The 23,002-nt window shown below is 54.7% G+C and carries 20 protein-coding genes; 10 read left to right on the forward strand and 10 right to left on the reverse strand.

Annotation, left to right across the window (positions count from 1 at the left end; translation table 11 throughout):
- Window positions 1–99: 99 nt before the first annotated feature.
- From JRC49_10640 to JRC49_10655, 4 genes are all read right to left on the reverse strand, one after another.
- A complete protein-coding gene (locus tag JRC49_10640; protein QTE70256.1) occupies window positions 100–687 on the reverse strand; it encodes a rhomboid family intramembrane serine protease in 588 nt (195 codons plus the stop codon).
- Between the two features lie 3 nt (window positions 688–690).
- Window positions 691–1,815 (reverse strand): aldo/keto reductase, encoded by a 1,125-nt coding sequence (locus tag JRC49_10645; protein ID QTE70257.1) that lies wholly within the window; start codon window positions 1,813–1,815, stop codon window positions 691–693.
- 245 nt (window positions 1,816–2,060) lie between these two features.
- Complete coding sequence (locus JRC49_10650) at window positions 2,061–2,471, reverse strand: hypothetical protein (GenBank protein QTE70258.1); 411 nt, start codon at window positions 2,469–2,471, stop codon at window positions 2,061–2,063.
- Window positions 2,468–2,776, reverse strand: a complete 309-nt coding sequence (locus JRC49_10655; GenBank protein ID QTE70259.1) for a hypothetical protein — start codon at window positions 2,774–2,776, stop codon at window positions 2,468–2,470. Before JRC49_10655 ends, JRC49_10650 begins: the two co-directional genes overlap by 4 nt.
- A gap of 431 nt (window positions 2,777–3,207) precedes the next feature.
- Between JRC49_10655 and JRC49_10660 the strand changes: the two genes are divergently transcribed.
- Both JRC49_10660 and yidC read left to right on the forward strand, forming a co-directional pair.
- Window positions 3,208–3,459 (forward strand): hypothetical protein, encoded by a 252-nt coding sequence (locus JRC49_10660; GenBank protein QTE70260.1) that lies wholly within the window; start codon window positions 3,208–3,210, stop codon window positions 3,457–3,459.
- Between the two features lie 22 nt (window positions 3,460–3,481).
- Window positions 3,482–5,392 carry a membrane protein insertase YidC gene (yidC, locus tag JRC49_10665; GenBank protein QTE70261.1) on the forward strand — a complete coding sequence of 637 codons (1,911 nt, stop codon included), beginning with the start codon at window positions 3,482–3,484 and terminating at the stop codon, window positions 5,390–5,392.
- Window positions 5,393–5,651: 259 nt separating this feature from the next.
- On the opposite strand, the gene JRC49_10670 is transcribed toward yidC, so the two are convergent.
- The 3 genes from JRC49_10670 to JRC49_10680 form a co-directional block, all read right to left on the reverse strand.
- Window positions 5,652–6,737, reverse strand: a complete 1,086-nt coding sequence (locus JRC49_10670) for a GGDEF domain-containing protein (protein ID QTE70262.1) — start codon at window positions 6,735–6,737, stop codon at window positions 5,652–5,654.
- Window positions 6,738–7,004: 267 nt separating this feature from the next.
- Window positions 7,005–8,090 (reverse strand): GGDEF domain-containing protein, encoded by a 1,086-nt coding sequence (locus tag JRC49_10675; GenBank protein QTE70263.1) that lies wholly within the window; start codon window positions 8,088–8,090, stop codon window positions 7,005–7,007.
- Window positions 8,091–8,387: 297 nt separating this feature from the next.
- Window positions 8,388–8,804, reverse strand: a complete 417-nt coding sequence (locus tag JRC49_10680) for a zinc ribbon domain-containing protein (protein QTE70264.1) — start codon at window positions 8,802–8,804, stop codon at window positions 8,388–8,390.
- Window positions 8,805–9,087: 283 nt separating this feature from the next.
- Between JRC49_10680 and JRC49_10685 the strand changes: the two genes are divergently transcribed.
- The 6 genes from JRC49_10685 to JRC49_10710 all read left to right on the forward strand — a co-directional run bounded on the left by JRC49_10685 (window position 9,088) and on the right by JRC49_10710 (window position 15,572).
- Window positions 9,088–9,651, forward strand: a complete 564-nt coding sequence (locus JRC49_10685; GenBank protein ID QTE70265.1) for a hypothetical protein — start codon at window positions 9,088–9,090, stop codon at window positions 9,649–9,651.
- 15 nt (window positions 9,652–9,666) lie between these two features.
- Window positions 9,667–10,083 (forward strand): hypothetical protein, encoded by a 417-nt coding sequence (locus JRC49_10690; GenBank protein ID QTE70266.1) that lies wholly within the window; start codon window positions 9,667–9,669, stop codon window positions 10,081–10,083.
- Window positions 10,080–11,477 (forward strand): SH3 domain-containing protein, encoded by a 1,398-nt coding sequence (locus JRC49_10695; protein ID QTE70267.1) that lies wholly within the window; start codon window positions 10,080–10,082, stop codon window positions 11,475–11,477. The genes JRC49_10690 and JRC49_10695 overlap by 4 nt, the downstream gene beginning before the upstream one ends.
- A gap of 62 nt (window positions 11,478–11,539) precedes the next feature.
- Entirely contained in the window at window positions 11,540–13,162 is a 1,623-nt protein-coding gene (locus tag JRC49_10700) for an ABC transporter ATP-binding protein (GenBank protein ID QTE70268.1), read from the forward strand.
- 151 nt (window positions 13,163–13,313) lie between these two features.
- The gene (locus JRC49_10705; GenBank protein ID QTE70269.1) at window positions 13,314–14,708 is read left to right on the forward strand and encodes an MFS transporter; all 1,395 of its coding nucleotides are present in this window, start codon (window positions 13,314–13,316) and stop codon (window positions 14,706–14,708) included.
- A gap of 339 nt (window positions 14,709–15,047) precedes the next feature.
- The gene (locus JRC49_10710) at window positions 15,048–15,572 is read left to right on the forward strand and encodes a sigma-70 family RNA polymerase sigma factor (protein ID QTE70270.1); all 525 of its coding nucleotides are present in this window, start codon (window positions 15,048–15,050) and stop codon (window positions 15,570–15,572) included.
- Here JRC49_10710 and JRC49_10715 read toward each other — a convergent pair.
- Together JRC49_10715 and JRC49_10720 are read right to left on the reverse strand one after the other, a co-directional pair.
- On the reverse strand, window positions 15,562–16,611 hold the full coding sequence (locus JRC49_10715; protein ID QTE70271.1) for a radical SAM protein: 1,050 nt from the start codon (window positions 16,609–16,611) through the stop codon (window positions 15,562–15,564). The genes JRC49_10710 and JRC49_10715 overlap by 11 nt on opposite strands.
- A 328-nt stretch (window positions 16,612–16,939) precedes the next feature.
- A complete protein-coding gene (locus tag JRC49_10720) occupies window positions 16,940–17,647 on the reverse strand; it encodes an SIMPL domain-containing protein (GenBank protein QTE70272.1) in 708 nt (235 codons plus the stop codon).
- Between the two features lie 169 nt (window positions 17,648–17,816).
- Here JRC49_10720 and JRC49_10725 point away from each other — a divergent pair, with 169 nt between their 5' ends.
- Complete coding sequence (locus JRC49_10725; GenBank protein QTE70273.1) at window positions 17,817–19,196, forward strand: GGDEF domain-containing protein; 1,380 nt, start codon at window positions 17,817–17,819, stop codon at window positions 19,194–19,196.
- A gap of 535 nt (window positions 19,197–19,731) precedes the next feature.
- Here JRC49_10725 and JRC49_10730 read toward each other — a convergent pair.
- Complete coding sequence (locus tag JRC49_10730; protein ID QTE70274.1) at window positions 19,732–21,729, reverse strand: hypothetical protein; 1,998 nt, start codon at window positions 21,727–21,729, stop codon at window positions 19,732–19,734.
- A 255-nt stretch (window positions 21,730–21,984) separates the two neighbouring features.
- Between JRC49_10730 and JRC49_10735 the strand changes: the two genes are divergently transcribed.
- Window positions 21,985–22,977 (forward strand): Fic family protein, encoded by a 993-nt coding sequence (locus tag JRC49_10735; GenBank protein QTE70275.1) that lies wholly within the window; start codon window positions 21,985–21,987, stop codon window positions 22,975–22,977.
- Window positions 22,978–23,002 lie beyond the last annotated feature (25 nt).

Consider the following 23,002-nt stretch of genomic DNA (forward strand, 5'->3'; position numbering starts at 1 on the left):
AGCCGCAGGCGGAGTCGAAGAATCTCCCTTACGGCCGCAGCCGTATCATTTTTAAGTTTTAAGTCTTAAGTTTTAAGTATTCATTAGAAACGCAGTTCCTTAATAGGGACTGCGTTTTTGCTTGGCTCTGCCAAGCAAGAATCCCAGCACCGCGCCGACTGCGCCGCCGACGATGTGCGCCATCTGGGAGATGTTATCCTGGCTGAAGAGACCCTGCCAGATCTGCTGGCCGAGGTAGAGCACCGCCACCAGGATGAAGGTGACCGGGATGGTGTTGTCCTCCCGGATGGTGATGGAAGCAATCAGGATAAAGGCGAAGACGATGCCGCTGGCGCCCAGCAGCATGACGCCGGGGAAGAACACCATGTTGATGACGCCGATGACCAGGGCGGTGGCCGCCATGATGAAGGCCGTGGTGGCGGTGCCGTATTTCTCCTCAATCATCGGGCCGAGGATCAGGATATACATGATGTTGCCCAGCAGGTGTTCCCAGCCGGCATGGCCCAGCACATGGGTGAAGCACCGGACCCAGGTAAGGGGATCCAGGAGGGAAGCCCGGTACACGCTGAAAAGGACGCGGTTGCTCTCCCCGCGGGTCAGCATGCTGATCAGCTGCGCAATCACGCACAGGGCGGTGAAGGTCAGGACAGCCGGGGCGTTAAAGGACAGTCTGAGTTTCTTTTTCATCGGTTATTTCTCCAGTTCCGCCTTGCATTTGCGCAGCAGCGTAATGATGGGAAGTCCCTGGGGACAGGCCCGCTCGCACTGGCCGCAGGAGACGCAGTCCCCGGCGGTGCCCCGTCCGGCGGTCACGATGCCGTATTCCCGGATGGTGCGGAACTCGGGACTGCCCTTGCGGCGATTGATGACGTTGAAGATTTCCGGAATCGGGATCTCCATGGGACAGCCCTTGGTGCAGTAATGGCAGGCGGTACAGGGAATGGACTTGTCCGCGTCCAGCGCCTGCTGGGCCTTGTGGATCAGTTCCATTTCCTTTTCGTCCAGGGGACGGAAGTCCTTGAAGGTCTTCAGGTTGTCGTCCATCTGGGCCAGGTTGCTCATGCCGCTGAGTACGGCATGGACGCCTTCCAGCCCCGCGGCGAAGCGCAGGGCCCAGCTGGAGTAGGACACGTCCGCGCCACTTCCGTCAAAGACGGCCTTTACCTCCGGGATCGGGTCGGCCAGGATGCCGCCCTTTACCGGTTCCATGATCATGACGGGCTTGCCGTGCTTCCGGCAGATCTCCCAGTTTTTGCGGGAGGCGACGCCCGGGTTTTCCCAGTCGGCGTAGTTGATCTGCAGCTGGACGAATTCCGCGTCCGGATGGGCCTCCAGCAGTTCCTCCAGCAGGTCCGGATCCGCGTGGAAGGAGAAGCCCCAGTGGCGGATAAGCCCCTTGGCCTTCTGCTCCTTCACGAAATCCCACAGGCCGTACTCGTCATACTTTTTGTACATGGAACGCTGCAGAGCATGGAGCAGGTAGTAATCGAAATACCCGGCGCCGGTGCGCTCCAGGCTGGTGGCAAACTCCGCCTTGGCGCTTGCCTCGTCCACAGCGCCGATGGCCGCGTGGAGCTTGGTGGCCACGGTATAGGCGTCCCGGGGATAGCGGTCTGCCACGGCGGCCTTGAAGGCTTTCTCACTGTCACCGCCGTCATACACAAAGGCGGTGTCGAAATAGGTTCCGCCCGCGGCGATGAAATGATCTGTCATTTCGCAGACCTGGGGGATATCAATACTGCCGTCCGGATTCTTCGGCAGCCGCATCAGGCCGAAAGCCAGGCGAAGCGGATTGGGTCTGAATGGCTCTGTCATAGGCAAATCCTTTCTGTATCTTGTCAGTTATTGCTTTATCAGTCACCTCATTATAACCGAAAATGCGCGGGAAGGGAACGGAAGAATGCTGTCACGCTCCTGCTGCGGCTTCGGTTTCGTTGCGTTACGGATAATTCAATGCGTTTACGTTATCATTCCGAGCAAAGTCGAGGAATCTCCTCCGGAGATGTAAACCTTCGACCTATACGGAACTTCTTTAGTAAAAAGATAAAACTAATTATGAATTATGAATTATGAATTGTGAATTGCTGCATCGCTGCGCGATGAAGCTTAAACGTTTGGCTGGGACTGTAGCCAAGCGCAGCGGCGACCTCCTCCCAGCTGTAGCTTTCCAGGTAGCGGAGTTCCATCAGGTGAACCAGCCGCTCATCCGGCAGGGTGGAAACCATGATGGCGGCTGCCGCCAGCGCCTGCTCCAGCTCTGCTTCCAGCAGGGGCAGCTGTTTTTCCTCGTCCGCGGCTTCCGCGAGGAGTGCCTGCATGCGGGTGGGATCGGGTGTGCTTTTGACCCTGACCTCCCGGAGCGGGGAGGTCAGGTGCTCCGCGAAGCGGCGCAGGGTTTCAATCCGCATTTGTTTGCGTTCGATTTCCCGCCGGATTTGCCGGGGCTTCAGGAGAATGTCCGGTGCGATCATTCCTTCTTCGCCTCCCTTCGGACAATCCGCAGGATGGCGCTTCCGTCCAGGCCGGTGAGGCTGTGGAAGTGATCTGACAGGAAAAAGGCTTCGATCTCCAGCAGCCGCTGCCGGGCAGAGCGGCAGGGCAGGCACCGGTGGGCACGGAGATAATCCTCCACCGCCAGGCGGACCAGGGCTTCGATCAGCTGGAGGCAGCCCTCCTCGCTGAGGACGAAGACTTCCTCCTCCCGGTGGGACATCACATGCTGCATGGCCTCGGCGGCTGTGCGGTCGGGATAGTGTTCAGCGTTGTAGTAATCCATGGCGATTCCTCCTTTACAGTGACAGCGTAAGGGAGGAAAAGGCAGAATACCCTGAAAGAAACTGGCAAAGATTTTTGAATTAATGAATACTTAAAACTTAAAACTTAAAACTTAAAAATGGTGGAGGGATGACTCCGTCATCCTTTGAATGAATGATCCGTAGCGCCTACGTTGTCATCTTGAGCAAGTGAGCGAGGCGAACGCGTCGAAAGATCTCCCAGCCCGCACACGTTCGGGAACGCAATCGGAACAAGCATGTCCGGGAATGGCAGTACCTCCTCCCTCCTACTTCCTACCTCCTCCCTGGAACGATAGTGCCAAAGTCTGGCAGGGTGAAAACAAAAAACAGAAAAACATGGTCATCAGCAGAAAAAACGTGTAAAATATATAAGGTTATTGTTTCCGAGATGAACCCGAAGGAGAAATTGACGATGAAAAAAGGCCTTCCTTTATTCCTGCTGACGCTGTACTGCGTGTTCTGCATGGTGATGACGCCCACCCAGGCCAGCGCGTACATTGATCCGAGCACGACCACCTTCATCATTCAGGCGGCTGTCGGCCTGGTGGTGGCGATTGCTGCTGGCTTCTCCATCTACTGGAGAAAGGCCAAGAAAAAGATCAACAAGGCGGTCGGACGGGAAGAGGTCACGAAGGATGAGAGTGACGACCTGGAAGATCTTTGATATCGGATAAGAGAGAAGAAGTATGCAAATAATCTGCGCACCGCTGGGGTGGCTGATGCGGGTGGCTTACAGCCTGACCGGCAATTACGGCCTGGCTGTGATTGTGTTCACCCTCATGACGAAGCTGGTCCTGCTGCCCGTCAGCCTCTGGGTGCATGCAAACGGCATCAAGATGGTCCGGCTGGAGCCGGCCGTGAACCGGCTGAAGGTTAAGTATTTCGGCGACCCGGACAAGGTGGCCGATGAACAGGCACTGCTGTATAAAAAAGCACATTACAGCCCTTTCGCCACCGTGATTCCGGTGGCGGTTCAGGTGCTGCTGCTGATCGGCCTGGTTCAGATCATCTACCATCCGGACGTATGGCTCCGGCAGCCGGATCTGAATACCCGCTTTTTAGGCTTTGACCTGTCCGCGACGCCCACCGCCGCAGGCGGCATTCACCTGCTGATTCCGCTGCTGGCAGGTCTTGCGGCCCTGATCCTGAGCCTGTGCCAGAACAAGCTGAACCCGCTGCAGGCCAGCCAGGGAAAGGCGGCCCAGTTCTCCTCCATGGCGGTTTCCGTGGGCATCAGCCTGGTGCTGGGCTTTACAGTACCCGCGGGAGTGGGCTTTTACTGGATCTGGAGCAACCTGTTCACCATTGCCCAGCAGCTGCTGCTGAACAAGCTTCGGCCGCCGGAAAAGGAGATTGACTGGGCGGAGCTGGAGGCCTCCCGGAAGGAGCTGGCAGCCTACGCCGATACCGGCAGCGAAACCGTGCGCAGCCGGGAGGAAAAGCATCGGGAGAAGGAAGACTACAAGCGCTTCTTCTCCGTGGGCAACAAGCACCTGGTGTTCTACTCCGAGGGCAGCGGCTTCTATAAGTATTTTGAGCGGATCATGAACTGGATCCTGGAAAACAGCAAGCTGACCATCCACTATGTGACCAGCGATCCCAACGACCAGATCTTTGAGATCGCGAAGAGCCAGCCCCGGATTGCGCCCTACTACATCGGGCAGAAAAAGCTGATCACGCTGTTTATGAAGCTGGAAGCGGATGTGATGGTCATGACCATGTCCGACCTGGGCAACTACCAGTACAAGCGGAGCTACTACAGCAAGGACATTAAATACGTCTATGTGTTCCATTACCCGCTGAGCACCCATATGGTGCTGCACACCGGCGCTCTGCGGCATTATGACTCGATCCTCTGCGTGGGCGATTTCCAGTTTGAGGAGATCCGCCAGACGGAGAAGCTCTTCGGCGATCCGGAGCAGGAGCTGGTCGCCTGCGGCTACGGCCAGCTGGAGAAACTGTATGACGCGTACCAGGCCACGCCCCGGACAAAGCGGGAGCGGCCGAAGGTGCTGATTGCCCCCTCCTGGCAGGCGGACAATATCCTGGACAGCTGCATTGACGATCTGCTGTCGGAACTGCTGGGCAAGGGCTTTGACGTGACGGTGCGGCCCCATCCGGAGTATGTGAAGCGCTACGGCGACCGGATGAACGCCATTGTGAAGCGGTATGAGGACTACCAGGGCGGAGACCTGTTCTTCGAGCTGGACTTTACCGGGAACACCTCGATCTTCGATTCGGATATCGTGATCAGCGACTGGTCCGGCACAGCCTATGAGTTTGTGATGGTGACCGAACGGCCCTGCGTGTTTGTGGACACGCCGCCGAAGATCAATAACCCGGACTATGAAAAGATCACCGTGCCGCCGCTGGAAATGACCCTGCGGGACCAGGTGGGCATCCGGGTGAAACCGGAGGCACTGGAAGGCCTGGCGGATAAGATCCGTAACTTGTTGGAGGACGAAAGCTACAGCGACCGGATCCGGGAGATCCGGGAAAAGACCATCGCCAACTTCGGAAAGAGTGGAGAAGTCGGCGGAAGGTATATTCTGGATCAGGTTAAGAAAGCAGTACAAGCGAGAAATCAAAAGGCATAACGCAAAAGCGTTATGCCTTTTGAAATTCATAATTCACAATTCATAATTCATAATTATATATACTGGAAATTCAGGACGTATGGATAAAATCGATGCGCTCACGTTGTCATCCTGACCAAGGCCGAAGGCCGCGTGGAAGGATCTCCTCCGGGGATGTAAACCTTCAGCATATACGGAACATCTTCAGCAAAGAATCCACACCAATTATGAATTATGAATTGTGAATTATGAATTGGAACTGAGAACCGCTTTGCGGTCCTCAGTTCCTTCTCCTGTCTACACCAATCTCCTGGTAGTAGCTGGCTTTTTCGGCGTACATCATCTCATCGGATTCCTTCATCATCTCGCTGACGGATTTCCGGCTTTCCCCGGCACAGCTGTAGCCGATTGCGCAGCTGTATTTCGTTGCGGAAACGTTCTTCCGGATCCGCTCAACCAGCTGGAGAACCTCTTCCGGGCTGCCCTGCCGGCAGATGACCAGGAACTCGTCCCCGCCGATGCGGTAGACGGACTGGTGGGCTTTGGCTGACTGGGTGAAGCACAGCGCCAGGGTGGTCAGCGCTTCATCTCCTGCAGCATGGCCGTGGGTGTCGTTGATTTCCTTCAGGCCGTTCATGTCGATGGAAACAAGGGCGGTAATTCCTTCCGGATCGGTTTCCAGCTCAGCGTAGCAGGCCTGGCGGTTCAGGACGCCGGTCAGCGAATCTATTCTGGTCAGGTTCTGGATGGAAAACAGGTAGTAGGCAAACAGTGCGATCGAGATGGTCTTGCAGAAAATCTGGGAGTAGGCCTGCCTGATGAAGAAGGGAAGGATCACCATGCTGCCCAGCGCGAGGGAGAAGAAGGCAACCGGAAAAAGATCGTTGATCTGCTTGTTGGTGCGCTTGTACAGGAAATAAACGATGAAACAGCCATAGATTCCCGGAACAATGAAAGGGAGCAGCCTCAGTGGGCCGTTCTGGATCGAGCCGTCCGGCAGCACCCGGGTGATGATGCCGGTGTAAATGCTGATGAAGCAGATCACCGCTGTAATGATAGCGGGGATAAAGATGATCCGCGGATACTTCTTTACCAGGGAATAAAGAACCTGTGCCTCAAGAAGAGCCCCTGCGCTGTACCGGATGAATATCAGGTAAGGCCTGCCTTTCCATATGATCCCCAGGTCTTTCTGCTCAAATTCGATAAACACAATAATGGAAAGGATCAGGACTTCAAAGATCAGCAAAAACATGCGGCGGGCAAAGGATTTATCCAGGAAGGCTGTTGTGCGGAGAGATATCAAAAAAGCCAGAGACACCAGGATCAGGGCCCAGTTCTGGACTAAATAATCCCTTAGCATTAACACGTTGACGATCCCCCGCAAAAGATGCTTTTCATATTCCTCTCAGCTGCGTGGATTATATCACACAACCCTGGAACAGAAAAGGTTTGCAAATATCTGCTTTCATTCTTTCTCCGAAGTGGATTTAATCAGGTAGGAGGTAGGATGTAGGAGGTAGGAGGTATAAGGCTGTCACATTCTCCACAGCGCTGCGGAGAAGTAAACAGTATCTATAATTCTGAATTCTGAATTCTTAATTCTGAATTGAAACTGAGCACCGCTTTGCGGTTCTCAGTTTCTTCTCCTGTCCTTGCCGAATACTTTGTAATAGCTGGCTTTTTCCACGTACATCATTTCGTCGGATTCCTTCATCATTTCGTTGACGGACTTCCGGCTGCCCTCTGTGCAGCTGTATCCGATTGCGCAGCTGTATTTTGTTTCGGAGACGTTCTTCCGGATGCGCCTGACCAGCTGGAGAACGTCATCCAAGGTACATTTCCGGCAGATGATCAGGAACTCGTCTCCGCCGATACGATAGACGGACTGGTGGACTTTGGCTGCCTGGGTGAAACACAGCGCGAGGGTGGCCAATGCTTCATCCCCGGCGGCATGGCCATGGGTGTCGTTGATGACCTTCAGGCCGTTCATGTCGATGGAAACAATGCCCGTTATTTTCTCCGGCTCGGTCTCCATGTCAGCATAGCAGGCCTGGCGGTTCAGCACTTTGGTCAGCGAATCGTTGATTGTCAGGCCTTGGATGGAAAAAAGATAGTAGGTAAACAGCGCAATCGCGATGGTCTCACAGAAGACATGGGAGAAGATGGGACCGAAAATGAAGGGCAGGAAAACCCCGCTGCCCATCGCGAAGGCGAAGAAGAAGACGGGGATCAGATCATTGAACTGCTTGCTGCTGCGCTTGTACAGGATATAAATGATGAGCGAGCCGTAGATTCCCGGGATAACGTAGGGCAGCAGCCTCAGGGGACCGTACTGGATCGTGCCGTCCGGCAGTATCCGGGTGATGGTGCCGGTGAAGATGGAAATGAAGCAGATCGCCATTGTGACAATGGCGGGAATAAAGATGGTTTTCCGGAGCTTTTTCACCAGGGTATAGAGCACCTGCGCGTCGATAAACGGGGTGGCGCTGTACCGGATAAACATCAGGTACGGCCGGCCTTTCCAGACAATGCCCCGGTCATCCAGTGCGAACTCGATATACACGGAAATGGAAAGGAACACCACTTCGAAGATCAGCAGGGTCATGCGTTTGGCAAAGGTTTTATCCATGAAGGCCGTGGATCGCAGGGACACCAAAAAGGCAAGCGAAACCAGGATGAGAGCCCAGTTCTGGACGAAATAATCTCTCAACATGGTCATGCTGACGATCCTCCACAAAAGACAGTTGCAGAACGCCGGTCCTTTATGTACCGGTTTAATTGTGTATAATATACCATACAACCGTGCAACTGAAAAGGATTGCATTCATTTGCTTTCGTTCTTTCTCCGTACTTCACTTTAATGAAGCGGGGAGAAAGAGTTACAGATGAACGGGAAAAACGGCATAGAAGTATAGCAAACAGTCACAAAAAATGACATAAAAACACGCCTGAAAGTCACAAAAAATGTGATAAGCAAAGCGGACGCCGAAAGATGTCTTCAGTGTCCGCATTCATTTTACTTTTCTTTTCTTCCCGCGCCGCAGCTTTCGCAGATTTTGTAATCCTCTTCCTGTGCGGTGCCGCAGTAGGGGCAGAACACATATTTCTTCTGCCGGGGCTGCGGAGCCGGCGCCTGAATCGGAGACTCTTTCCTGCCTGTTTGTCCGGGGGCGTCCATCTCTTTGGGATTAAACTGTTCCACCGGAGACTCCATGGTGGTGTTTTCTTCTTCATCGCCGGGGTTGCTGCTTTCGGAACTATGCCCCAGCAAAGCACCGATGGTAAACAGTATGCCAAAGGCCGGTAACACGATCCTGGCTACCGGCCAGGGGGAATCTGCCGTAATACTGAAAGCAGCCGTGGTCCAGAGGACGCCGAAACCGGCCACGATGAGTCTGCCGATTTTTTCATTTTTAGGGTTTGTGTTTTTCATGGTTATGCCTCCGGGGTTATGGCTTTAGGTTGTTGTTTCCTGCCGTTGCATATTTAACAATACTATAACAAAAGTGAGAAAAGGTTGCAAATGTACGGATAATTTTGTATCCTGCTTGCAGAAGAAATCGTTTCTCAGTTCTGCTTTTTTCTGTTCTGCGCGCGAAAAACACAGCAAAAACATTTCAAACTACGGCATTTGGCCGCCTTGAAACGTTTGTATAAGCAGAGAAGCTTTTTGTCCGGGAGGAACCGGTATAACTGAAAAAAGGGGTAGGTTGGATATGTTTGCAAACATCGGCACCAAACTGAAAAAGACGGCCAGGTTCGTCTGCTGGGCCGGGATTATTCTCTCGATCATCTATGGGGTCTATATGATTATCAAGGGAATTGAGATGACAGATTATTACGAAACCCAGGCCACCGGGTACAGTGCGATTATTTGGGGCGTTGCGGCTCTCATAATGGGCCCGGTTTTCAGCTGGATCACGGGCCTGCTCCTGTATGTCTTCGGGGATCTGTCGGACCGGCTGACGAGCGTTGAGGCGGGCGTGAAGGAAATCTGCGCGGACCTGAATCCGTTGGCTGCCGCCCAGGAGAAGGCCTTTGCGGCCACGGAGGATCCGGATGACGAGCGATGGGAGTCTGTCCGTTCCTTCCTGGAGGAAATGGAAAAGGAAAAGAACGCCGTGAGCATCTGGATCCTCTGGCGGAAGTATAAGCTGAGCGATAAATACAGGAATGCGGACGAGTATATCCGCAAGCACAGAACCCTGGAGATGATGAACGGGGAAACGGAAAAGATCGGAGAACTCCGGAAAAACATCCGGAGCCTGCTGAGCAAATAAAAGGGGGACAGGAGAATGATGCGCAGAATGCTGATACTTTTCATGGCGCTGATCATGGTTTGTTCCGTCTGCCTGGGAGAGGCGGCGGACGCGGATGCTGGAACAGGCGCGGCGGAAGCTGCGGCGGAGGCTATGGCGGACGCGGCGGAAGAGGATGAGCGCCTTGCGTCCTTTGAAAGCTGGCAGACGCGGATCGGCAACGTGACGGTCGCCCTGCCCGGGATTCCGACTGCCTGCAACCCTGAAGGGGACTGGGAAGGCTATTGGAAAAACAGCCTCTACGTCTGGGGCAACTGCGTCCATGATCAAAACGGACACCGGGGACAGTCCCCGGTGTCCATTTTCAGGCAGAAGGAACAGTCCTCCGGCCTCTTTCGTTCTGATAAATGGAGACCGGAAAAGGAAAACAGAAAAAGGAGATGCGCAGGATGAATGTGAAAAGGCTGCTGAGCGGGCTTGCGGCCTGCATGCTGCTGACGCTGGTGCTCTGTGTGCCCGCTGCCTATGCGGGCGAGGAGACGGTAACCGTTCAGGCGCCGGGGAAAGGGGTGGAGGTTTATTCTTCTTACACCGCAAAGAAACCGTCAGGAATTCTGTATAACGGCTATATGTCCACAACCTATCCCAATTATAAAAACAACCGGAGCGCATTCAGCCTGAACGGCGAATACGAAGCGTATCTCGTTTTTGAGCAGGCGGAGGAACTGATTCCGGAAATCTATAATCCTTTTGGCGGAGATGGTTACGAAGAAGTCTATAAATCCATGCTGTGCAACGCCTTTGAGGCGGAAGTATGCGTGGAGAAAACGCCGCTGTACCTGAAGCCGGAGGGGAAGAAGACCTCCATGACCTGTTACAGGGGAACCCGCACGGTCGTCTGGGGAGAATTCGGCGGCCGGTATTTTGTGGATGACTATGGAATCACCGGGTTTATTGACAAAAAGCACCTGTCAAAGATCGCGGATCTCAGCTTCTGGGACGCGAACAAAGCGCCGTATAAGGACGGATACGAGGAACGCTTTGAGGAGAAGACAGTAATCACTGACGGCGGGCATATCCATATCGGCGATGGATACTTTCTGGAAAACGGCGATAAGGTCCGCGTCAGGGCATATACCGGAAACGGACAGGTCCAGCTGCTGGATTACGGTTTTATTGAAGGCCGGTTCCTGGATCCGGAAGGAGATCACAGCACAAACAATGTTTATGCCGTGGTGAAGACGGACAGTCCGCTCAACCGCCTGCGGGTAAAATCACTCTATATCAATGACTGGGAAAAGAAGCTTTGCTCCGGCGTGCGGGTGGAGGTGCTGGAGATAAACGGTCAGAATGCGCTGATCAGCCTGAAAGGAGCCAATAAAAGCGAACGCGTTACCGGAACGGTCCAGAAGAAATACCTCGCCTTTGGAGAGGACGGGGAGAAAGTAAAAAACGGCTGCACCAGGGTTGCCCTGACGGAGAATTATGCGGATAACTGGGGTGACTATGCGAACTCCGCCGGTACTGTTCTGACGGTGGTTGGGTGCGAAGTGCCTCCTACAGCAGGGATTGTAGACCAGCTCCTGGTGATGACCGAAGCCGGTGAACTGTTTGCGTTGTACAACGAGAATGGAATCCTGGAGCCTCTCGATCCGGCCGGGTATCAGGCAAAGATAACCACAGAGCTGATCTTCAGGGAAAAGCCGAACAAGAACGGCAAGAAGATTCAGAGTCTCCCCAAGGGCGCCAGGGTGGAAGTGCTTTTGCGCGGGGAATGCTGGACGATGATCCGCCATAACAAAAAGACCGGTTATGTCATGAGCCGGTATCTGAAGTTCCTGCAGTGAGCATGGATACCGGGGAGACACCGGGGACAGTTCCCGGTGCCTGCGATAAAAGGATGGGGACTATGAAACATTTCCGAAGGATTGTTAAAAGCTATTTGCGAAGGAACCTGTTTTCGTTCACCGGTTCCATCTTTCTTTGCGTCTTTGCCGCGCTGCTTGCAATGCTTCCCGCAAAGCTGATCCAGCTGATTATTGACGATGGCTTCCTGAAGAAAGATATGCCGATGCTCATCAAACTGATCCTGGCATTGGCGTTTACCTATCTTTTCAAATACGCATTTACGTACTTTTCAAACAAACTCCTTATTTACCTGGGGAATGGCCTTCTTAAGGAAGTGAAAGCGGGCATCTATGACCAGCTGATGACGATGGACCTTTCCTTCTATACCGGGAACGACGTGGGATACATCAATGCCCGTGTGGAAGAAGTGAGTGCCATTGACGCACTCTTTTCCACGCAAAGCCTTTCCCTTGTGTCAGCGCTGCTGGAATTCATTTTTGCCCTGGTGATCCTGCTGTCGCTCAGCTGGAAGATTCTGCTGATGCTGCTGATTCCTGTCCCGATCCTTATTTTTGCAGTGGTTCTTGTTTCCGGCAAACTCAACAAGCAGGTTAAGGAGGCCCTGAATCATTCTGCGGAATACGCAGGCAAGGTGCAGGATACGCTTCGGGGAATGGAAACCGTAAAATCCCAGGGCCTTGAGGATGTTGAGAAAGAAAAGATCGACAATTATAACCGAACCGCCCTGGACAGCCAGAAAAAGCAGTCCAATACCATCAACGGTTTCTCGGTGGGGATGGGATCTGTCAGTTCCATTCTTACGGTGATCATTTATCTCATCGGCGGCATCTATTTTATAAAAGGAGAGGTGACAATGGGTTCATTTGTCGCGCTCTCGAACTATGCGGGCAAACTGTATGCGCCGATCCTGTCCTATGCAGGCACCGCGGTTATCCTTCAGCCGGCAATCACAGCCTTAAAGCGTGTTTCCGATTTCTTCTTCAGCGATTCGAAACATCCGGCGGCGGGTGTAAAGAAAAACCTGGGCAGTATTCAGCAGATAGAGTACAGCAATATTGCTTTTTCATACAGCGATCAGACGGATCTGATTCATGGTTTTAATATGCGGATAGGGAAAGGAGAGCGGGTTCAGCTTGTCGGGCGCAACGGCTCAGGGAAAAGCACCCTGATCAGGATGCTGCTTCAGCTGGTTAAGCCAAATGAAGGCACGGTGTCGATCAACGGCGTTTCACTGGATGATATCGAGCATTCTTCCCTCATCAGCTGCGTTTCGTATGTTTCCCAGCATAGTTATGTTTTCAACGAAAGTGTGGAGAAGAACATTTTCTATGGCGTGGAAGCACCGCGCACAGATTCCCGTTACCGTCAGATCATAGAGGGGCTGGGGCTCGACACAGTCATAGACCGCCTGGCTTCGGAAGGCGATGAACGCATTGGAGAAAACGGCTCCCGCCTTTCCGGAGGAGAAATCCAGAAAATCTGTATTGCCAGGGCTTTGCTGCTCAACAGGGACATGTTCATTTTTGATGAAGCCACATCCAATCTGGATGCGGACGCCATCGCATATCTTATCGATACAGTAAAAGCATCAGACGCGACCTGGCTGATTGTTGATCACCAGAATGATTTCGGCGATCTTGGTTTCAGGAAGGTATTTATATAGTGAACAACGGACACTGGGGACTGTCCCCAGTGTCCACTTTTGCGGTTCTCCCTGTATCCAGTATTTTTCGTGCCGCTTCCGTCCTGTCATCCTGTCTTTATGCTATACTGTTATCAACAGTTCAAAACCATATAGAAAGCAGGAAGACAGTATGAAAACCAGACGTCTGACAAAAAAGGAAATGTGGATTTTTGCGGTTGGCCAGCTGGGCTGGTCCATCCTCAGCGGCATCATCAACACCTGGCTTGTGACCTTCTACCTGCCGACGCAGAGCTCGGTGGACGCGGGCGCGAAGTTCTATGTGCCGACGGGCCTGGTGATCTTCGGCGTGCTGACGGTGCTCGGCCTGATCACCTTTTTTTGCCGGATCTTTGACGCGGTGACGGATCCCTGGATCGCGTCGCTCTCCGACCGGAGCCGGAACCCGAAGGGCCGGCGCATTCCCTTTATGCAGAAAGCGGCCATTCCCTTTGCCGTGATTACAATCCTTGTGTTCTTCGCCCCTGTGGAAGCGATCAGCACGGTGAACATCGTCTGGATCTTTGTTTTCCTGATTCTCTTCTATCTGTTCATGACCATGTACTGTACGCCGTATAACGCGCTGATTTCCGAATTCGGCAAAACCCAGGAAGACCGGATGTACATATCCACGGCCATTTCCCTGACCTTCTTCTTCGGTACCCTGATTGCTTACCTGCCCTTTGTGTTCGCATCCTTCCTCCAGTCCGCTGTCAGCTATGCCTGGAGCTACCGCATCCTGTTCATCGTGCTGGCGGCGGTGGCGCTGGCCTGCATGCTGGTGCCCTGCTTCAAGCTGAAGGAAAAGGACTTCGTGGACGCGGAGCCCAGCGACAGCAACGCCATGAAGAGCCTGGCGAAAACCTTCCGGAACAGGAACTTCCGCCGCTTTGCCGCGTCGGACGTGGCCTACTGGATCGGCCTGACGCTGTTCCAGACCGGCCTGCCCTTCTTTGTGAAGGTATCCATGCAGCTGGATGAGTTCTACACGACCGTATTCCTGGGCGCCATGACGGTGCTCTCCGCCTGCTTCTATCCCTTTGTTTCCAAGCTGGTAGCCAAGCAGGGCAAGAAGAAGCTGGTCATCATCGGCTTCCTCGGCCTGGCGGTGGCTTACGTCATCACGGCTCTGATCGGCGTGGTGCCGGGTCTGACGGGCATTGTTCCCGGCGCGCTTATCGTGATCATCGCCGCTTTCCCCATGGCGCTGCTGGGCATCATTCCCCAGGCCATCGTGGCGGATGTGGCGGAGCAGGACGCGCTGCTGACCGGGGAAAAGCGGGAAGGCATGTTCTTCGCTGCCCGGACCTTCGCCATGAAGTTCGGCCAGTCCGTGGCCATGCTGGTATTCACCTCCCTGGCGGTGCTGGGCACCACACAGGACCTGACCAGCAACGACCTGACCGCGTCTCCCGTGGGATTGCGGATTGTCGCGGTGGTGGCTGTATGCTTCTGCGTCCTGGGCGCGGTGCTCCTTGCGGCGTATGATGAGAAAAAAGTAATGGGGGACCTGCAGAAAAATGATTAATCATTTTTCTGCAATGCAGAATTCAGAATGCAGAATTCAGAATTAATAGTCTGCGGCAAATGGATGGACACTGGGACAGTCAGTGTCCATTTTTACCGGAACACCATGACGTACAGTGTCCAGGCGGCAGAAGTGTGACTGCAGGGACTGACTGTCTGTCACTGTTCTTGAAAAGAATGTGACTGAAAGTCTGTCCCTCTGTCACTGCTTCTGCCGTTTTTTTGTAGCCGTCTTGGCTCTTTTTTGCTATGATTGTATCCAACACAAAACTTTTTCAGAAATGATGCAAAAAACACGAACCGGCATCGTCAGTATATGTGAAAGGAGGTTGGTCACCGGATGATTGCGGAAAAGGGCCCGTCCTGCAACACGGAAGAATTGTTTGACAACCTGGTACTGGAATACCAGATGCCGCTGAAGCGCCTGTGCTTTATGTATCTGCGTGACATGACCCTGGCTGAGGATGCCGTGCAGGATACATTCCTGAAGGTATACAAGAACATGGATCAGTTCAGGGAAGGCTGCAGCATGAAAACCTGGATCATGAAGATCGGGGTCAACACCTGCCGTGACATGCTTCGTTCCGCCTGGCTTCGCCACAGGAAAATGAGCGTGAACCCGGACGACCTCCAGCTGGCCGCTGAAGAAAGCGAAAAGGATGAAGAGGCGGAAGAACTTGGCCAGGCGCTGCTGAAGCTGCCTGTCCGGTATAAAGACGTGATTCTCCTTTACTATTATCAGGACATGAATCTGACTGAGGTTGCGGAAGCACTGCATGGACACCCGGGACAGTCCCCAGTGTCCACTTTATTTTGGACACCCGGGACAGTCCCCAGTGTCCACTTTCAATTAATTAACGGATGATCTTTGTCGGAACGTCCATCGCTGCCAGAATTCTGTAAATGGCGCTGGCGGTATCACTGTACGCCAGGTCCTGAGGCAGCTGCTCCAGCGCCCGGAGCAGTTCCTCCCGGCCGGGCAGGCGGTCAATGTCATAGAACGCGGTATAGTCCCGGTTTCCCGGCAGCTCACTGATGCGCAGGGCCGTCTCCCGGATATCCAGCGTCCGCATATTACCCAGGCATTCCGTTTCCGCACCGGTGTTTCCCACATACAGGTTTCCGTCCGGATGCACGGTCAGGTACAGTTCGTCCTGGGGCTGCCGGAACAGCTCCGCGATCTCAAGCCCGCCTTCGATCCGCTCCCGGAGCATGCCGGGGGTGCAGACTTCCTGCCGCATTTCTTCCGGCCAGCGCCAGCGATCCAGCTGCGGGCGAAGCTGATTGAGCATCTCCAGGGTGCCGCGGTAAGGTTCAAACTCCGCCATGTGCACATGGGGCGTGAAATTGGGAACGGCGAAAAAGATCCAGCTTGGCTGAAGCCTGGTGATCAGGCTGTCGATCCCATCCGCATCCTCCGGGAAGAACCGGTTGAACATCAGGGACAGGCCGACTGTTGCTCCGCGGGACTTGATATATTCCGCAACGTCAACCGAGGCCTGGTAAGCGCCGTCCCGCCGGACGATCTCATCATGGTGCGCGGCGTTTCCGTGGATGGTGATGCCGAAGTCACGGTAGCCGCAGTCCATATAAGCCTGCAGCACGGCGTCCCGGTCTTTCCGGTTCAGCAGGGCAATGCCGCTGGTCATGCCGTGGTGGTAGTGGGGAATGTGCTGGGTCGAAGCAGCGCTCCGGATGATGGTTTCAATCTCCGGATGGTTCATGGGTTCATTGTCCATGGTGAAGCTGGTTTCACAGGGCAGGAGGGCTGCCAGGGTGTCCAGCTTTTCAATGCACAAAAGCGCCAGCTCCGCGGGCATCATGGGTCCCGGGCCGCCGTTCACATAGCAGTGCCTGCAGCGGGTATTGCACCCGGCAATCAAAAGATCAAAATTAATGGACATAGTACTCCTTGAGATGAAACAAGAATTGGGATTGGCACCATGATACTAGAAAAACAGGCAGAATTCTACCTGTTTGTGAGCAGAAAGCAAACAGCGGCAGGAACAGTGACAGAAGGGACAGACTTTCAGTCACATTTTCTTCGAAAACAGTGACAGACAGTCAGTCCCTCAGTCACGCTCCTGCCGCTATTCCATTACGCTTTGAATAATTCCAAAGGCTCACATTGTCATTCTGAGCAAGGCCGTTCATCGGCCGCGTCGAAGAATCTCCTCCGGGGATGTTAACCTTCAACGTGTAAGGAACTTCTTCAGTAAAGAGAATTATCAGTTACTTCACTTCAAACGTAATAATGATGTTCGCATTCACGCTGATCTTCGCCGCGTGGATGATGGTGGCGGCGTCGGCGGCGGACTCTGCCATTCCGGCGGCCTTTACGGCAAAGTTGTTGGCGCCGCTGTCATAGGCGTACACGCCGTTTTCCTGGATGTTTTCAATTTCCAGGTTGGTGAATCCGGCGGCTTCCGCCAGCACGGCGGCCTTGGCCTTTGCGTCTTCCACAGCCATCCTCAGGGCGTCCGCCCGGGCAGCGGTTTCATCCTGCACGGAGAAGGAAACGCCGTCCAGCATGTTGGCGCCGGCACCGAAGGCCAGGTCAATCACCTCGCCCACGCGGCTCATGTCCGTGACCCGGACAGCCAGGCTGGAAGAGGCGTTGTAGCCGGTGATTTTTTCGCTGCCACCGTAGCTGCTGTAGTCGTATATACCGTAGAGGTTGATATACCCGGTGTTGATATCATCCTCGGCAAAACCGGCAGCCGTCAGGGCTTCCCGGATCCGGGCGATGATCTCGTTGGCTTCCGCCTGGGCACGGGGCGCCTCGGCGTTCCGGGCATTCACGCCCAGGGACACAACCGCCACGTCGGCGGGGACCAGCACCTCGCCGGTGCCGGAGACGGAGATGGTGGAATCCGCCAGGGCGGCGGACAGGGACAGGGCCAGCACAAGGGCCAGGATGATTGCAGTCAGTTTACGCATAAAAGAAATCCTCCTTCAAAGTGGTTTCACTAAGTATGACGTATGCACTCATCAAAAAGTTCCGTAAATTTTTCCGGCTTTTTTCTACATTGACACTACCACGGTGACAAGGTAAAATGCAAGTGTAGTCTGGGTGAATTGTAAAAAACTATATCAGGGGGTCATGATCGTGTCGTTAATCAAAAAAAGAGCAGAGCGGGGCGTTTCACTGAGACGCTTTTCCTGGCTTATGCTCTTTTTGTCCGCGATCATCATGGCCATCCTGCTGTATACCACCATCAGCACGGTGCGGGCTTTTGACGCCCTGTCCGACGCGACGGGAGACTATATCGAGCTGGCTGCCGCCGCGGATGACCTGATGGACGCCTCCGATTACCTGACGGAGGAGGTCCAGCGCTATACCGTTATCGGCGACCGGACGCACCTGGAAAACTATTTCCGGGAGGCGGAGGGAGAGCGCAGGCGGGAGCATGCCCTGGCGGTCATGTTCAAGAACGCTCCCAATTCCCCGGCCCTGGCCCAGCTGCAATCGGCCATGAATGAATCCATGGACCTGATGAACCGGGAACACTATGCCATGCGCCTGATGCTGGACGCCTCCGGGGATACGGATATCCCGGCCGCCCTGCAGAAGGTGGAACTGACCGAAGAGGACAAGGCGCTGTCCGGAGAGGAAAAAACGAACAAGGCACAGCTGCTGACCCATGACGCGGATTATTACGCGCAGAAGAGCCGGATCCGGGAGGATATGCAGGAGTGCGTGGACACCCTGACCGGAAGCACCCAGAAGACCCGGGAGGAAATGGAAGCCAAAACGGGCACCTCCCTGAAGTGGATGATCGCCCTGATCCTGCTCCAGAGCATCTGCGTGTTCAAGATCCTGTGGCTGACCACCCGGCTGGGCGTGCGGCCCTTGCTGAAGGCTGTGAACCACATCCGCAAGGATGAACAGCTGCCGGTCACCGGCGCCCAGGAATTCCGGTACCTGGCGGACACCTACAACAAGATGTACCACACCTATAAGAAGAATATTGAGAGCCTGAGCTTCAAGGCCTCCCATGACGAACTGACGGGTGTGTATAACCGGGCAGGCTATGACCTGATCCGGGAAAGCCTGGATCTTTCCTCCACCGCCCTGATGATCCTGGACGTGAACTTCTTTAAGGAGATCAATGATACCTCCGGCCATGAGACCGGCGACGAAGCCCTGAAGAAGGTCGGCCGGGTGCTGACGGAAAACTTCCGCTCTGTGGACTATATCTGCCGCATCGGCGGTGACGAGTTCACGGTCTTCATGGTGAACCTGAAGGATGAACCGGAGGAACTGATCCGGCGCAAGGTGGACCAGATCAACGCCGCCCTGATGGACGACTCCGACGGCTCCCCGTCGGTCAGCATGAGCGTGGGTATTGCCATCGGGGACGGGGAAGCGGATTCCCAGGAGCTGTTCCGCCGCGCGGACACTGCCCTCTATCACGTGAAGGAGAACGGCCGCATGGGCTGCTGCTTCTACGAAAAGGGCATGAAGATCAAGGAAAACGAAAGATAAAAGAAGCGGACACTGTGAATGCAGTGTCCGCTTAATTCATAATTCACAATTCATAATTCATAATTATATAGACTCAGACGGATAATAGGCGTTTGGGCATACCACTTGCGTTCCCGAATGTGAACGGGAGGGGAGATTCTTCGACGCGTTCGTTTCACTCACTTGCTCAGAATGACATCCTATACGTTTTGAGTTCATCATTAAGTTTAGTTTGTCATCTTGGGGTTCGGAACGCCCGGAAATAGAGCCAGTGGCTCTATTTCAGTGGAGAACGGGGCGAAGAACCGATGACCTCCAGTGGAGGGAATCTCATCGGTTCTGAGGTCAACTGAAACGAGCGATCTGTCCGGGGGACAGTCGCGACGATTGAAGTTGCGGGTATCAGCCCCGGGGTGGCGAAGCCGGAGTCGAAAGATCTCCTCCGCGGCCGTAGCCGCAACTTTACACTCTACACTCTTCACACTGTCACATTATCCGCTGTGTTGCGGTGAAGAAAAACAATTATGAATTATGAATTGTGAATTCCGAATTGGTTTTACTCTTCCTGCAGCCGCAGTTCCGGATACCCTGCGCTTCTCAGATACTCCTGCACTTCGCTGATCGTATCCATGAAGCAACAGTCCAGGATCTCTCCGTAGTAACCCCGGGGCCCATAGCTCTTCACGGAGAATCCGGCCTTGTCCAGCATCAGGCGGGAAAGCCAGGGCGGCAGGTGCATGGCGATGCACAGCGCCACCACCACGTCCGGATGGTAGGCGCTGTTCCGGCTGCTCCGGTACCGGTGAACGGTCCGGTCGGAAACATGGGCCAGCTCCGCCAGCTTCTCCACGGTCACCCGGCCCTCATCCCGGTTTTCCATCAGGTACACCAGCGCCTCCGGGAAGGCGGCAGGCATGGAGGCCATCAGCCGGTTGCGCCGGGCAAGCCGCTCCCGGGCGGAGAGGCTCAGCCGCCTGTCCAGGAAGCGGTCATATTCCCGGATGTAATCCTCGCTGCTGTTCAGCGTGCCGAAGAGCCAGACGGATTCCTCATTCTCCTGCAGCCAGACCTTCTCAAACCGCAGGCAGCAGGCGTCGGCGTGGGCGTTGGCCCAGGGCGTAAGGCAGGCGCCCTCCTCCGTGGGCCGGATGAACTGGGGATCGTTGACGCAGACGTGCCCGTCCGCGTAGACGAAGTCTCCCCGGCTCATGAGCTGGCGGAATTCCCCGCTGCGGTGGTACAGGTCTCCCAACGCTTTCCGCCCGATGACCAGCGTGGCCTGTCCGTCCGCGGAGTGATCCTCCGAGAAGGCGAAGGGCGTGATGTATTTCCCGTCCACATAGTTGACGGCGCCGCGGGCAGCCTGGTGACCCAGCTGGATCAGGCGGCGGCGCAGGGTGGTGCGGGGCACCCGGTATTCCTCTGCCAGGCTGCGGATGACCCGGTCCCACCGGAAGCCGGGATGGTTCTGGTAATTGTTGACGGAGGGATAGGCGCTGGCCTGCTGGAACAGGCGCCAGGCCCGGGGGCGGATCAGCCCCTGGGGCAGCAGCAGGGCGATGCTCCCGGTCCTCGCCTGGTGCTCCATAAAGCGGAGGGGATCGCAGGAGGGCCGGCCGATGGAGTTGCGCACGGTACGATAGCGGATCTCCGCCGGGTTGGTGCTCATCAGCTTCTGCAGCCGGTAAAAGAGCAGGTGCCATTCATAGTGGATGCACTCATGCAGGATATCCAGGTCCCGGCATTCAGACCGGGCGGCGGTGTTGATGAGGATGGTATTGGCCGGGATCGGGCGGGAAACCGGGAAAGGGAAGTCCTCCTCTCCGGGAGCTTTCTCCTCCTGGGTCAGGACAGAACCCTCCCGGAAGAAGAGGATGCTGCGCACCCGGTTCTGGCAGTGCAGGCGCATTTCCAGTATGTTCAGCCCCAGCTTTTCCGCCAGGGCCCGGGCCTCCCGCTCCTGGGGCTCCTTCTTGTCCGGCAGGCAGTTTTCCCACAGCCGGTCGGCGCCGGCTTCGATCTCATCCTCCCGCAGGACGGGCACCAGGAACCGGTCCAGCTTCCAGAAGCTGCGGTCCGGCTTGTTCTCCGCCAGGTGCAGCTCCTGTACCTCAAAGGCGAACCCGTCCTCGGTGGTAAACCAGAGGGAGAGGCAGAAGCGGAAACAGACGGGAAGGTCCCGGTTTTCCTTTTCCACGGTGAGGGTGACGCTCAGGTCAACGTCCGCCAGGAAGTCCGTCCGGTTCAGGCGCCAGCAGGTGACGGAACCCATTTCCATCTCCCGGGGCTCAATCCGCTCTGACACGACGGGAATGCCCAGCAGCTGGCTCAGGTCCCCGTTGACCAGCCGCAGGTTCATCTCCTGCAGGATCCGGGAAAGATACTTCTCCCGGATGCAGCGGTCAATATCATCCGCCATGGGCACCAGCCAGGTCCGCAGGGCGCACTGCGCCTCGTCCTTCCGCGCGCGCATCAGCTCCGCCACCGGATCTTCCGCGGGAGCGGCGGCTTCTTCCTCTGCCCAGTCGGCATATTCCTTCAGCGCCTGATTCATGATCCAAGACTCCTTTCATCGGATAGAAAAGCACAATAAATATGTGCTGACAACACAATTATCTTTTGCAAGCACAATTATATTGTGCTTTTGGACAAAAAGCAAGATGGGAAATCTGGTAAAGTGGACACTGGGGACTGTCCCCAGTGTCCACTTCTCACGTCTGCCATACAAGAAACCATACAAGATAACATGCAAGTTATTGATCTGCTCTTTCAAATCACATATAATAAAATACGAAAGCGAGGGGATGATATGGAAGGCTATGCACCGCCTTTTACGGTCACTGTCCAGATGCTGGGGCAGGTTGCGGAGATTGCTGAAAAGATTGGCAGGATCAGCGGTTATCGTTCTTTTGAAACGAAGCCCCATCTGCGCAGGAACAACCGCATTCGTTCTGTCTGGTCCTCTGTGGCCATTGAGGCAAATTCCCTCTCGCTGGATGAGGTCAGGAGCGTCATTAACGGCAAGACGGTAATCGGCCCAGCCAAAGATATCCAGGAAGTCAAGAACGCATACCAGGCCTATGAACAGCTGGGCCATTTTGATCCTTTCTCGCTGAAGGAATTGAAAAGACTTCATGGGATCATGACATATCTGACTGTGCAGCAGTCCGGCGTATTTCGGGATCATAATGAGGGTGTCTTCAGGGGAAACAAGTGCATCTTTATGGCGCCGCCTCCGGAACTGGTGCCTGACCATATGGAATCACTGTTCGCCTGGATGAAGGACGCAAGGAAAACGCTGCATCCCCTGATCCTCTCTTCTGTTTTTCATTATGAGTTTGTTTTTATCCATCCTTTTGAGGACGGGAACGGACGGATGGCCCGCCTGTGGCAGACAGCGCTGCTGATGCAGTGGCATCCCGTTTTCCAGTATCTGCCGATTGAGAACCATATCCATAAATTCCAGCAGGAATACTATGACGCGATCGCTGTCTGTCATTCCTCCGGCAGTTCGGATGCGTTTATTGAATTCATGCTGGATAAGATCAACCGAACCCTGGACTGGGCCCTGGAGCAGGTTTCCGGGGAAGACGCCTATCTGCCTGAAGCCGTGAAACGCCTCCTGGATATCATGGAGTATGATGTGCCTTATACAGGCGCCCAGCTCATGCAGAAGCTGGAATTGAAATCCCGGGACAACTTCCGGAAAATGTACCTGCTTCCTGCCCTGGAAAGATCACTGATTACCATGAGTGTTCCGGACAAACCCACCAGCCGGAACCAGCGCTATATCAGGAAATAAACGAGAAACAATACAAGATACCATA

This window comes from Clostridiales bacterium FE2011 (genome assembly GCA_017569305.1).
Lineage (GTDB): Bacteria > Bacillota > Clostridia > Christensenellales > Aristaeellaceae > Aristaeella.

Excerpts from the sequence above, each read along its gene's own strand:
- JRC49_10640 (QTE70256.1), bottom strand. The coding sequence starts at position 687 with ATGAAAAAGAAACTCAGACTGTCCTTTAACGCCCCGGCTGTCCTGACC.
- JRC49_10645 (QTE70257.1), bottom strand. The coding sequence starts at position 1,815 with ATGACAGAGCCATTCAGACCCAATCCGCTTCGCCTGGCTTTCGGCCTG.
- JRC49_10650 (QTE70258.1), bottom strand. The coding sequence starts at position 2,471 with ATGATCGCACCGGACATTCTCCTGAAGCCCCGGCAAATCCGGCGGGAA.
- JRC49_10655 (QTE70259.1), bottom strand. The coding sequence starts at position 2,776 with ATGGATTACTACAACGCTGAACACTATCCCGACCGCACAGCCGCCGAG.
- JRC49_10660 (QTE70260.1), top strand. The coding sequence starts at position 3,208 with ATGAAAAAAGGCCTTCCTTTATTCCTGCTGACGCTGTACTGCGTGTTC.
- yidC (QTE70261.1), top strand. The coding sequence starts at position 3,482 with ATGCAAATAATCTGCGCACCGCTGGGGTGGCTGATGCGGGTGGCTTAC.
- JRC49_10675 (QTE70263.1), bottom strand. The coding sequence starts at position 8,090 with ATGACCATGTTGAGAGATTATTTCGTCCAGAACTGGGCTCTCATCCTG.
- JRC49_10680 (QTE70264.1), bottom strand. The coding sequence starts at position 8,804 with ATGAAAAACACAAACCCTAAAAATGAAAAAATCGGCAGACTCATCGTG.
- JRC49_10685 (QTE70265.1), top strand. The coding sequence starts at position 9,088 with ATGTTTGCAAACATCGGCACCAAACTGAAAAAGACGGCCAGGTTCGTC.
- JRC49_10690 (QTE70266.1), top strand. The coding sequence starts at position 9,667 with ATGATGCGCAGAATGCTGATACTTTTCATGGCGCTGATCATGGTTTGT.
- JRC49_10695 (QTE70267.1), top strand. The coding sequence starts at position 10,080 with ATGAATGTGAAAAGGCTGCTGAGCGGGCTTGCGGCCTGCATGCTGCTG.
- JRC49_10700 (QTE70268.1), top strand. The coding sequence starts at position 11,540 with ATGAAACATTTCCGAAGGATTGTTAAAAGCTATTTGCGAAGGAACCTG.
- JRC49_10705 (QTE70269.1), top strand. The coding sequence starts at position 13,314 with ATGAAAACCAGACGTCTGACAAAAAAGGAAATGTGGATTTTTGCGGTT.
- JRC49_10710 (QTE70270.1), top strand. The coding sequence starts at position 15,048 with ATGATTGCGGAAAAGGGCCCGTCCTGCAACACGGAAGAATTGTTTGAC.
- JRC49_10715 (QTE70271.1), bottom strand. The coding sequence starts at position 16,611 with ATGTCCATTAATTTTGATCTTTTGATTGCCGGGTGCAATACCCGCTGC.
- JRC49_10720 (QTE70272.1), bottom strand. The coding sequence starts at position 17,647 with ATGCGTAAACTGACTGCAATCATCCTGGCCCTTGTGCTGGCCCTGTCC.
- JRC49_10730 (QTE70274.1), bottom strand. The coding sequence starts at position 21,729 with ATGAATCAGGCGCTGAAGGAATATGCCGACTGGGCAGAGGAAGAAGCC.
- JRC49_10735 (QTE70275.1), top strand. The coding sequence starts at position 21,985 with ATGGAAGGCTATGCACCGCCTTTTACGGTCACTGTCCAGATGCTGGGG.